Here is an 11,138-nt window from a genome sequence, read left to right on the forward strand (position 1 = left end):
CTTTACCCGCTTAACTTCCCTGTGAGCTGCTTATTCAAAACAACAATACGCAGTTCTTTTTTTAAACACAACGAGAGAAGAAAATGAAAAAATCATTCGGTTTATTAGTAGGCGCAGCTCTTATCGCGATCAGCGGCCAAGTTGCAGCTAACGAAGCGGAAGAAATCGGCGCAAAAATTTACGAGCGTGCTTTCGGCCGTGGTTGCGGCGCTTGCCATGACATCTCTTCTAACCCACAACTGAAAGAACTGATCAAAGCGGGTAAACTGCCGAAAGACCAGTTCGCCAGCGTCCTGAAAAACGGCAAAAACGGCATGCCTAAAGCCACCGCAGCGATCATGGAAGTGGGTCCTGTCAAAAAAGCTGGTTATACCGAAGACCAAGCCATCGACGCAGTCTACGAATATTTGAAAAAATAATCGCAGTTCGACAGGCAAATAAAAAGCCGCTATCCGTAACGGATAGCGGCTTTTTTATTCGCTAAATAAAATGGCGGGCTAATCGCCTCTACCAAGATAGGCTTGGCGACTTCGCTGATGCGTTAGACGGTAACGACCACGCAGCCAGACCCCGGCAATCGCCGCGATCATCAAACCGCAAGAGACAAAGGTCAGATAAACCAAATCCTTTACATCGTTCAATTCCTTGATCAAGGCCTGATTCACTGCCGCGCCATCGGCTCTGGCCGGCGAATCGATCGAATAGGTCGTCAGGATTTTTACATCCCCTTTCAAATCGCGAATGGTATCCAAGGAATCGGCAACGCTGCCTTTTTTAATATTCTCTTCCAATGTCCGCAATTTGCTTTCGATTGAACCGCTCAACAAACCGAATAACTGCCCTTTCAAAGCACTAATTTCTGCAGATAGCGCCGGGTTCTGAGTCGCATAAACCGCAGACAAGGTCTGATGTTTTTGGATTTCGGTCAGCAAATTTTGTCTGGGCAACAATACAAACCCCAACACAAACACAACCGCCATCAACCCCATCACCAACAGCAGCAGCACGCGGTTGGCTTTTACCAATGCCTGATGCTGGTTTGCGGTCCGCAAATAGACAATCTCGCGCGTGTCGCTTATGACTTCATCCGGATTAATCTCAGGCATGTCGCTCATTATTGTTTTAATCTTGCTAATCGGGAAGCGTCTCTGCCCGCCGACGTAGCCAAGTACTACGATCGACGGACAGTTATCGGCGCATTATACAAGCTTGCGGAAAAATGTCCTGTTTTCTGCTTTCGGGCTTAACGGCCTTTTTTTGCCGCAATCCGCATCCGCAGGGCGTTCAATTTAATAAAGCCTTCGGCGTCTTTTTGGTTGTAGGCGCCGCCGTCTTCTTCGAAGGTCGCGATGTTTTCGTCGAACAAACTGTTGGTTTCGGATTGGCGGCCGACGACGATGACGTTGCCTTTGTACAACTTAACGCGAACTTTACCGTTCACGTTCACTTGCGACTCGTCGATCATGGTTTGCAGCATTTTGCGTTCCGGACTCCACCAATAACCGTTGTAAATCAGAGAGGCGTAACGCGGCATCAACTCGTCTTTCAAATGCGCCACCTCGCGGTCCAGAGTCAGAGATTCGATCGCGCGATGGGCCTTCAACATCACGGTGCCGGCCGGCGTTTCGTAGCAACCGCGCGATTTCATACCCACATAACGGTTCTCGACGATATCCAACCGACCGACACCATTGGCGCCGGCGATTTTGTTCAGTTTCTCCATAACCTGATGCGGCGTATGCGGTTCGCCGTCGATGGCGACGATATCGCCTTTTTCATAGGTCAATTCGACATAAGTGGCTTGGTCCGGCGCATTTTCCGGCGACACACTCCAGCGCCACATGTCTTCTTCCGGCTCGGTCCACGGATTTTCCAGAATCCGGCCTTCGTAGGAAATATGCAGCGAGTTGGCATCCATTGAGTATGGCGAGGTTTTACCTTTCTTCATCTCCACCGAGATGCCATGCTGCTCGGCGTAATCCAGCAGTTTTTGCCGTGAATTCAAATCCCATTCCCGCCACGGCGCAATGACCTTAATGTCCGGCCGCAACGCATAAGCACCCAGCTCGAAGCGGACTTGGTCGTTGCCCTTGCCGGTAGCACCGTGAGAAATCGCGTCGGCGCCGGTTTCGTTGGCAATTTCGATCAGACGCTTGGCGATCAGAGGCCGGGCGATGGAGGTACCCAGCAGATATTCGCCCTCGTAAATGGTATTGGCGCGGAACATCGGAAATACGAAATCGCGGGCAAATTCCTCGCGCAAATCATCGATATAGATTTCCTTGATGCCGGCTGCCTTAGCCTTGGCCCGTGCCGGCTCCAGCTCTTCGCCCTGGCCGATGTCGGCGGTAAATGTTACGACCTCACATTGGTAAACATCTTGCAGCCATTTCAAGATCACTGAAGTATCCAGACCGCCCGAATAGGCCAGCACCACTTTTTTAATATCCGACATAATCCGCTATTAACCTAAAAAATTAAAAACCAACGAATTATAACGGAAAACACCGAGCGCTTTCCGCCAAACCGTCAGGACCGCTTCAAACATCCAAGCTTTCAGCCAATAATGCAGCAGTCCGCTCAGCCGCTCCTTGATTGTCGGCAACAAACTGCCGGGCGTTGCCAACCAGACGATTTTTAAATCCGATATCTTGATAAAGGCGTAACACCGCAGCCGGCAAGGCCTGAGCCCCGGCACACTGAACGGCCGCTTCGGCGGCGAGCATGCGCTCGGCTATTTCCTGAAAATTAAACATTTCCGGACCGAAGATTACCGGTACGCCGGCAGCCGCCGGTTCCAACACATTGTGGCCGCCAACCGGAACCAAACTCCCGCCGACGAACGCAGCATCGGCCGCGGCATACAGCATTTTCAATTCGCCCATGCTGTCGCCGATATAAACGTCGGTCTGTGCGCTGCAAGCCCGCTGTTCGCTGCGCATCACCACTTGCAACCCACGTTGCTCGCAGAGCGCTCTCACCGTTAGAAAGCGCTCGGGATGCCGCGGCACGATCAGCAATAACAATTCGGGCAGCGCGGCTTTTAGCTGCGGATACAGTGCGAGGAACACCTCTTCTTCACCGTGATGACTACTCGCAAGCACCAGAACCCAACGCCCGGCAAATGCCTGGGCCTTTAGAGTTTGTCCTTGCCCCAGCACCTCGGGCGCTACGGTCACGTCGAATTTGATATTGCCGAGCACCCGCACGCGATCGGGTTGAGCTCCGATCTGGATAAACCGAGTCCGGTCATCAACGGTTTGCACTGCAACCGCCGCCACACCGGCCAATGCCGGCCTCACCAAGGCCGGGATTCTTTGATAAGACTGCGCCGAACGCGCCGACAACCGGGCATTGACGATATACAGCGGTAGAGAAGCCTCGGCGCAGGCGGCAAACAGGTTCGGCCAGATCTCTTTTTCCATGATTATCGCCAGACGGGGCCGAAAATGCGCGATAAAGCGGCCCACCACCAGCGGCAAATCGTATGGCAAGTACACATGCTCGACCCTATCGGCCAACACTGCCCGCACGCGGGCCGAACCAGTCGGGGTGGTCGTCGTCACCAGCACCGGCAATTCGGGATATTGAGATTGCATCCATTTTATTAGCGGAAACGCCGCTTCGGCCTCGCCGACCGAGACCGCGTGAAACCAGAGCACGCCTTGGCGGGATTGAAATGGGTAAACTCCCAAGCGTTCGCGCCAGCGTCGCCGGTATTCCGGCGCTTTGGCCCCGCGCCAATACAAGCGCAGCAACACCATCGGCAATGCCAAATGGAACAGCAAGGTGTAGACGAATCGCATAAGCCGATTAACCACCGCGCAACGGCGAACAAAATTCAGAACTCGCAGAACGAGGCCGCAAATCTGGCATGAAATTCTCCATGGGAATGAGCGAAAACTGGAACAACACGGTTGGAAAGCATCGGTATTGGAAAAACTTTAAGCCAGCGCTCGGCGCGGACAACTAGCCGAAAGCGGTGCTTGACAGACTGACTGAGCCGCAAGCCCCGGCAAAAAACCAGCCCACAATAGCGTTCCGACGTCATGATCGTTCAGGACATCTCCGCTTGGCTATCGCCCCAAGCACTGTTCCAATTCCAACACCCGCTGCGTTGTGGGTAACACAGTGTCAGGATTCAAGCTCATCGAATCGATCCCGATTTCCACTAGATATTCGGCCATTTCCGGATAATCCGACGGCGCCTGGCCGCACAAACCGGAATGGCGGCCGTTGCGCCGGGCGCCTTCCACCGCCAGCCGAATCATGGTTTTGACGCCGGGATCGCGCTCGTCGAAGTCGTTGGCAACAATCTCCGAATCGCGATCGACACCCAGCGTCAATTGGGTCAAGTCGTTGGAGCCGATCGAAAAACCGTCGAACAGTTTGGCAAATTCGTCGATCAGAATCACGTTGTTGGGAATCTCGCACATCACGTAGATTTCCAGGCCGTTATCACCGCGCTGCAAGCCGTGGCCGGCCATCGCCGCCAACACCCGCTCCGCCTCGTCGATGCGCCGGCAAAACGGGATCATCAATATCAGATTGGTCAAACCCATCGTCTCGCGCACCCGCTTCATAGCCGCGCATTCCAAGGCGAAGCCCTCGGCGTAAGCCGGATGCACGTAGCGCGACGCGCCGCGAAAACCGATCATCGGATTGGCCTCGTCCTGCTCGAACCAGCGCCCGCCCAACAACGTGGCGTATTCGTTGGTCTTGAAGTCCGACATCCGCACCACCACCGGCTTGGGATAAAACGCGGCGGCAATCGTCGCCACGCCTTCGGCCAGCCGCTGGATAAAAAACTCTTCCGGGCTTTCGTAACCCTCGGTCAAACGCTTGAGTTGTTCCAACTCGGCGACGTCCTGAACCCGCTCCGGATGAATCAAGGCCAGCGGATGCGCCTTGATATATTCGGTAATAATGAATTCCATCCGTGCCAAACCGACGCCGTCGTTCGGCAAAAAGCTGTGCTTGAAGGCCAATTCCGGATTGCCCAGATTCAGCATGATTTTGGTCTTCGGCCGCTGCATTTGCGCCAGATCGGTTCGCAGCACCTCGAATTCGACCTGCCCCTGATAAACCTTGCCGACGTCGCCCTCGGCGCAACTGACCGTAATCTCGCTACCACTGGCGATTGCCGTGGTTGCGTTCTCGCAGCCGATTACCGCCGGCACGCCCAGTTCGCGGGCGATGATCGCCGCATGGCAGGTACGGCCGCCGCGATTGGTGACGATGGCGGCGGCGGTTTTCATCACCGGTTCCCAGTCCGGCGTGGTCATATCGGCGATCAACACTTCGCCGGGCTTAAAACTGGATAACTGCGCAACGCTGGCAATCACCCTCGCCTTGCCAGCGGCTATTTTGCTGCCGACCGCATGACCGCGGGCGATGACCACACCCTGCGCCAACAAGCGGTATTGTTCTAACACGTTGCCGCTACGCTGCGAAGCCACCGTCTCCGGTCGGGCCTGCACGAGGTAAAGTTTGCCGTCCAGCCCGTCCTTGGCCCATTCCATGTCCATCGGCCGACCATAATGCCGTTCGATTTTGGTCGCATAATCGGCCAGTTCCAGCACTTCGGCGTCGGCGATGCAAAAGCGGCGCCGCTCGTCGTTGGCGGTGGCGATGTTGCGCACCGGCTCGCGAGTACGGCCGTCGCTGTAAACCATCTTGATTTTCTTGGCGCCCAGATTGCGCCGCAGCACCGCGCGGTAACCTTGGGCGAAGGTCGGCTTGTGCACATAAAACTCGTCCGGATCCACCGCACCTTGCACCACGTTTTCGCCCAGGCCGTAAGCCCCGGTAATGAACACCGCATCCTGGAAGCCGGACTCGGTATCGAGTGAGAACATCACGCCGCTGGCGGCCAAATCCGAGCGTACCATTTTCATTACGCCAATCGACAGCGCCACCTTGAAATGGTCGAAACCCTGGTCGATGCGGTAATGGATGGCGCGGTCGGTGAACAGACTGGCAAAGCAGCGCTTGCAGGCATCCAGCAAGCTGTGACCGCCGCGAATATTCAGATAGCTGTCCTGTTGACCGGCAAAACTGGCGTTGGGCAGATCCTCCGCAGTGGCGGAACTGCGTACCGCGACAGTCAAGTCAGCGCCGTATTCGCGCTGCAACTCGGCAAATGCGCCATTGATCTCGGCCTGCAAATCAGCGGGCAGCGGCGCGGCGTAGACCAAATCGCGGGCTTGCTGGGCGCGACGGGCCAGATCGGCAACGTCGTCGGCATCGACATCGTCCAATAATTCGTGTAAGCGGGGCCAAGCGTCGGCTTGATCCAACAGACAACGATAGGCGTCTGCGGTGATCGCGAAACCGTTCGGCACCCGGATACCCTCTACGGCCAATCCTTGGTACATTTCGCCCAACGACGCATTCTTACCGCCGACTAAAGGAATATCCTGGATGCTGAGTTGGTTAAACCAACGGATGTATCGGTAGGCTAGGGACATTGAGGGAACTCCTTGGCTGTAATTCTGCTTATCGTTATAAGCATACGCGCTTGAAACGCGGCCGCAACCAGGATTTTCGGCATCAGCGAGCGCGGTTAACGCTAACGGTTAAGCCACTCCATGTAGAGCTGAACACCTTCTTCCACCGACTTAAACCGATGCTGGCAACCGACGGCGCGCAGTTTTTCCAGATTGGCTTCGGTAAAACTCTGATAACAGCCTTTCAGATGCTCCGGAAACGGGATGTATTTGATATAACCGCGTTGATGATAACGAATCACCGCATTGGCAACGTCGTTAAAGGTCTGGCTGCGACCGGTACCGCAGTTGAAGATGCCGCTGACTTCGGGATGGTCCAAAAACCACAAATTCACGTCGACAACATCGCCAACGTAAACAAAATCCCGGCGTTGCTCGCCGTCGGCATAACCGTCGCAACCTTCGAATAATTTCAATTCGTCGGATTGCTGAATCTGCTTATGCAAATGAAACGCGACGCTGGCCATGCTGCCCTTGTGCGCCTCGCGCGGGCCGTAGACGTTGAAGTAGCGCAACCCTACTACTGGCGCCGTCAACTTGGTTTGCCGCCGCAGATACTGGTCGAACTGAAACTTAGAGTAACCGTAAACATTCAGCGGACCTTCGTAGGCCAATTCTTCCTTGAAAGTCAGATCGGCGCCGTAAGTGGCTGCGCTGGATGCGTAAATAAATGGAATTTTGTGGCTTTGGCAATAATGAAACAGGGTTTTGCTGTATTCATAATTGTTGTCCATCATGTAACGGCCGTCCCATTCCGTGGTACTGGAACAGGCGCCCTGATGGAATATCGCCGCTATCGATTCGGCTTGGAATCGGCCTTGTTGCAGGCGTTCGAGAAACGTGGCTCGGTCGAGATAATCGGCAATCCGGCAATCGACCAGATTCCTAAATTTGATACCGTTGCTTAAATGGTCGACCACCAAAATATCATCGTAACCGCGGGCGTTCAGCCCCAACACCAGATTACTGCCGATGAAGCCGGCACCACCGGTTACGATGATCAAGCACTTACTCCGCTACGACTTTAATCGTCAGCGTGGCGACGACGTCGGTGTGCAGGTTGATGGCGATGTCGTAATCGCCGATATTGCGGATCACGCCGTTCGGCAAACGTACCTCGTGCTTTTCGACTTTGACGCCGGCAGCGCTGATCGCGTCGGCAATGTTCAGCGTACCGACCGAACCGAACAGACGGCCTTCGTCGCCGGTTTTATGAGCGATCGTAATCGCCAGTTTGCTCAGAGCTTCGGCACGGGCGTTGGCAGCCGCCAATTTTTCGGCCGCTTGCTTTTCCAGCTCGGCGCGACGCTCTTCGAATTCCTTGATTTTAGCCGGGGTCGCCTGAACGGCTTTACCTTGCGGGATCAGGTAGTTTCTGCCATAACCCGGTTTGATGGTGACTTTGTCGCCCAGGTTGCCCAGGTTGGCGGTTTTTTCCAGAAGAATGACTTCCATCGTTTATACCTCTTGGTTCGACTCGTATGTCGAAAAATCGGGAGCGTTACGCTCCATTGGGTTTAAATTTGTTTCGCAAATCCAGCCAAGTATCGCTTAGCCCGCAAAGGACGACCACGGCGGTCACGTGCGGCACCAACATCAACGTGATGTACAGAAAAGGCACCATGAACCGACCGCCCTTGCTGGTCGCAAAGGCCGCGTGCAGCACTGCAGTACCGACAAAGACATACAGCACGAACATGACCAGCAAGACGTTCCAGCAGAACTCTGCGATGTCTGCAGGACTCAACCAAGCCACTGCAACCAGCGCCAGTGTCGCCAATGTGAACGGCAAATGCGCCCGCAACGCTAGAAACTCGCTTCTGAAACCGCCGGGATTGTAGAGCGCGGCCTGCCAAAACCGGGCCAAAAACAGGCCCAGCAACAAGCCGCAAACACTACCCGCCGCGGCGACACCAGTCATGTAATGCGCCAACGTATCCGCCGATTGGCGAATCTGTTCGACGGCAACATCGGTTTGCCCGCTCAACATCGGCTGAATCATGAACTCCAGGATTTGCCGCCAAAACAACGCCGGCTGCTCCTGGAATACATAAATGCTGAATACCGCAGCCAAACCTAGCAACACGGCGATTTCGATCGCCACAACCAAGTGTCTGCCCTCGCGCAAGACGATCGAGATCAACCAGACCGGCAGCCAGAACGCCAGACCGTACATCAATGCGTACTGATAATTGCCCAGCAACATCAGGCTCAACACCGCGGCCGCCAAGCAGGAACACAGCAGGACGTACATGCCCTCGCCGGCTCCGCGCCGCAAAGTGACCAGCGCTAGCGAGGCCGAACTTACGATACTAATCGGAGGAAACAACAGGGAAAGCAACGCCAAGCTGGATGCAACGGTCATCGCTTGCACCCTCCCCTTCATGATGAAAGCGGCCAGAAATTGCACGCCTGCCTTCCTCCGGATTGCGAATCAGTTACTTATGCGCGTCGCAAAACGGCAACAAAGCCAGGAAACGGGCTTGTTTGATCGCCGCAGTCAACTGTCTTTGGTATTTCGCGCTAGTCCCGGTAATCCGGCTCGGAATGATTTTGCCGGTTTCGGTGATGTATTCGCTGAGCAGATCCAGATCTTTGTAGTCGATCACGATCGCGTCTTCGCCGCTGAAACGGCAACCTTTTTTACGTCTGATATTGTTACGTGCCATGAAAATTCTCTACGTTAATTTGGGTTACTCTGAATCGGCAGCTACTTCAGCTTCGTCGCTGGTTTCGACTTCGGCTTCGACTTCTTCTTCGGCGTCACCTTTGGCACGGCTGGCGGATTTTTGGCCGTCGCTGCCGCTGGTTGCAATCACGGAAGGACCGGTGATGGCTTCTTTTTTCGCCAGGGTCTGGCTGCGCAAAATGGCGTCGTTAAAGCGAAAACCGGCTTCCAGTTCTTCCAGAGTGGCTTGGTCGCATTCGATATTCATCAGCACGTAATGCGCTTTGTGAATTTTTTTGATCGGATAGGCCAGATGTCTACGGCCCCAGTCTTCCAGCCGGTGAATTTTGCCTGAGGCTTCTTCAACAGTGGATTTGTAACGTTCAATCATAGCCGGCACCTGAGCACTTTGGTCAGGATGGACTAAGAAGACGATTTCATAATGTCGCATGATTTCTCCTTACGGGTTGAAAGCTTCCCGCCGGCAGGCGGTGAAGCAAGGATTCGGAGCCGGAAGACTCCAAAAAGCTGGGCATTATAGAAACCGGCGTTGTTTTTGCAAAGCAATTTTTGTTACAACGCCGGCCCGGGGACTAGGCGAACAGACTGAGCAAGCCGTTGCTGGCGATAGCACGCCCGGCTTCGATTTCGTCAAGTATATTGGTTGCGGAGGCGTTGTTTGCACCGGCGTCGGTGAAATCAGGGTCTTGATTGCCGCTCCGGCGCTGGTCTCCAGCCATTTGATAGGATTCTCGGCCTTGTTTTTGTTCGGAATGTTGCTGGGACACATTAACGTCCGCCAAATCCAGCTTTTGCTCGCCCAACATTTCCCGCAGCTTCGGTAACGCGGCTTCTATTGCTTCTTTGACTCCCGCATGCTGCGTTGTGAAAGAGACACTGGTTTGGTCTTGATTGACGTCGATCTTAATCGAAATAGGCCCCATGTGTTCGGGGTTCAACCGAATTTCGGCCGACGGAATATCCTGTTTGTGCATCCAAAGCAATTTTTCGCCAAGCTCCACGTTCCAGCCCGGCTGAGCCAAATGCTTGGAAATTTCAGCCGTTGCCGGACTATGACCGGCAGAGTTGACCGACTTCGACAACTGGGCAATATCGGCCGCCATCACTGCAAAATGTTTGCCATTGTCAACCGAGCCCGTTTGGTTTTTTGCGGCAATCGCGTCAGCCTCGTTGCCGAAAGCGTTAGCGGAATCTTCCGGGCTATCTTGCCGCAGATCGGCTTGGTCCTGGCCGGACAGCGCCTTCGCCAAGCCGGCATCGGCCGGCTGACCCGGCGACTCGCTTTTTGTCGAGACTGATGCCGCATCCAGTTTGGTCTTCACACCAGTTTCGGCCGAGTTGTTGCCGACTATCGCCAGTGCCTGACCTACCGGATCGGCACTGCCTAACAGATCGCTCGCTCCGGCAACTTTGGTGGCCGAGGTGTCGCTGGCGCTCGCAGAATTGGCCTGTATCTGCGCCAGCGCCGCCGCGGCCTGCGCTGCCGCCAGAACGGCATCGGCTTCTTCCGCATTCTGATCGTCTTGAACGGCGCCAGCCGTTGCCGGAGTGGGAGGCGGGGTTGCCGGCAAGCTGTCCAGGCTCTGTAAATACTGTAGCACGTCAGCTAACGCCGCCATCGTATCGTCCAGATCGATATCCTGGTCAAGTTTGGCCGCGGTCGGCACGCTATTGCCGAACATAGCGGCAACTTTTTGCAGGTCGCGGCCGGTCAAATTCTCGGCATTTATACCGCTGAGTTGCTGCAAATTCGCCAATTCTCCGCCGCTGCCGCCCGCACTATTCGCCAGACTAGTCTGCAACTGGGCCAATTGTTCCAGGAATGTCGCGGAAAACAGCCCTGCGTTGACGCCGTCGCCCAGCATTCCAGCACCAAGACCGGCCGTCGGGTCGGAACCGGACAACAAAGACAGCGGATTCGAGCTTTGTATATTCATAAC

Annotated in this window: 11 protein-coding genes; 1 reads left to right on the forward strand and 10 read right to left on the reverse strand. The window is 54.9% G+C overall.

Features of this window, described 5'->3' with window-relative positions; genetic code table 11:
• Positions 1–83 precede the first annotated feature (83 nt).
• Entirely contained in the window at positions 84–419 is a 336-nt protein-coding gene (locus AC0IM9_RS11075) for a c-type cytochrome (protein WP_140912581.1), read from the forward strand.
• A gap of 78 nt (positions 420–497) precedes the next feature.
• On the opposite strand, the gene AC0IM9_RS11080 is transcribed toward AC0IM9_RS11075, so the two are convergent.
• From AC0IM9_RS11080 to AC0IM9_RS11125, 10 genes are all read right to left on the reverse strand, one after another.
• Complete coding sequence (locus AC0IM9_RS11080; RefSeq protein ID WP_140912580.1) at positions 498–1,115, reverse strand: hypothetical protein; 618 nt, start codon at positions 1,113–1,115, stop codon at positions 498–500.
• Positions 1,116–1,243: 128 nt separating this feature from the next.
• A complete protein-coding gene (locus AC0IM9_RS11085; RefSeq protein WP_140912579.1) occupies positions 1,244–2,455 on the reverse strand; it encodes an argininosuccinate synthase in 1,212 nt (403 codons plus the stop codon).
• Positions 2,456–2,540: 85 nt separating this feature from the next.
• The gene (waaA, locus tag AC0IM9_RS11090; RefSeq protein ID WP_482804034.1) at positions 2,541–3,806 is read right to left on the reverse strand and encodes a lipid IV(A) 3-deoxy-D-manno-octulosonic acid transferase; all 1,266 of its coding nucleotides are present in this window, start codon (positions 3,804–3,806) and stop codon (positions 2,541–2,543) included.
• Positions 3,807–4,076: 270 nt separating this feature from the next.
• Entirely contained in the window at positions 4,077–6,470 is a 2,394-nt protein-coding gene (gene ppsA, locus AC0IM9_RS11095; RefSeq protein WP_482804035.1) for a phosphoenolpyruvate synthase, read from the reverse strand.
• Between the two features lie 101 nt (positions 6,471–6,571).
• The gene (gene rfaD / locus AC0IM9_RS11100) at positions 6,572–7,513 is read right to left on the reverse strand and encodes an ADP-glyceromanno-heptose 6-epimerase (RefSeq protein ID WP_278211570.1); all 942 of its coding nucleotides are present in this window, start codon (positions 7,511–7,513) and stop codon (positions 6,572–6,574) included.
• A 4-nt stretch (positions 7,514–7,517) separates the two neighbouring features.
• Entirely contained in the window at positions 7,518–7,964 is a 447-nt protein-coding gene (gene rplI, locus AC0IM9_RS11105) for a 50S ribosomal protein L9 (protein WP_140912575.1), read from the reverse strand.
• 46 nt (positions 7,965–8,010) lie between these two features.
• Positions 8,011–8,919 carry a hypothetical protein gene (locus AC0IM9_RS11110; protein WP_445370909.1) on the reverse strand — a complete coding sequence of 303 codons (909 nt, stop codon included), beginning with the start codon at positions 8,917–8,919 and terminating at the stop codon, positions 8,011–8,013.
• A gap of 28 nt (positions 8,920–8,947) precedes the next feature.
• A complete protein-coding gene (gene rpsR, locus AC0IM9_RS11115) occupies positions 8,948–9,178 on the reverse strand; it encodes a 30S ribosomal protein S18 (RefSeq protein WP_054758676.1) in 231 nt (76 codons plus the stop codon).
• Positions 9,179–9,202: 24 nt separating this feature from the next.
• Positions 9,203–9,628, reverse strand: a complete 426-nt coding sequence (gene rpsF, locus AC0IM9_RS11120; RefSeq protein WP_140912573.1) for a 30S ribosomal protein S6 — start codon at positions 9,626–9,628, stop codon at positions 9,203–9,205.
• A gap of 142 nt (positions 9,629–9,770) precedes the next feature.
• Positions 9,771–11,135: a flagellar hook-length control protein FliK gene (locus AC0IM9_RS11125; protein ID WP_482804036.1), complete on the reverse strand. Its 1,365-nt coding sequence runs from the start codon at positions 11,133–11,135 to the stop codon at positions 9,771–9,773.
• Positions 11,136–11,138 lie beyond the last annotated feature (3 nt).

It is taken from the genome of Methylomonas sp. Uni0011, from assembly GCF_056850255.1.

Coding starts and splice junctions, on each gene's coding strand:
- AC0IM9_RS11075 (WP_140912581.1), top strand. CDS start 84: ATGAAAAAATCATTCGGTTTATTAGTAGGCGCAGCTCTTATCGCGATC.
- AC0IM9_RS11080 (WP_140912580.1), bottom strand. CDS start 1,115: ATGAGCGACATGCCTGAGATTAATCCGGATGAAGTCATAAGCGACACG.
- AC0IM9_RS11085 (WP_140912579.1), bottom strand. CDS start 2,455: ATGTCGGATATTAAAAAAGTGGTGCTGGCCTATTCGGGCGGTCTGGAT.
- waaA (WP_482804034.1), bottom strand. CDS start 3,806: ATGCGATTCGTCTACACCTTGCTGTTCCATTTGGCATTGCCGATGGTG.
- ppsA (WP_482804035.1), bottom strand. CDS start 6,470: ATGTCCCTAGCCTACCGATACATCCGTTGGTTTAACCAACTCAGCATC.
- rplI (WP_140912575.1), bottom strand. CDS start 7,964: ATGGAAGTCATTCTTCTGGAAAAAACCGCCAACCTGGGCAACCTGGGC.
- rpsR (WP_054758676.1), bottom strand. CDS start 9,178: ATGGCACGTAACAATATCAGACGTAAAAAAGGTTGCCGTTTCAGCGGC.
- rpsF (WP_140912573.1), bottom strand. CDS start 9,628: ATGCGACATTATGAAATCGTCTTCTTAGTCCATCCTGACCAAAGTGCT.
- AC0IM9_RS11125 (WP_482804036.1), bottom strand. CDS start 11,135: ATGAATATACAAAGCTCGAATCCGCTGTCTTTGTTGTCCGGTTCCGAC.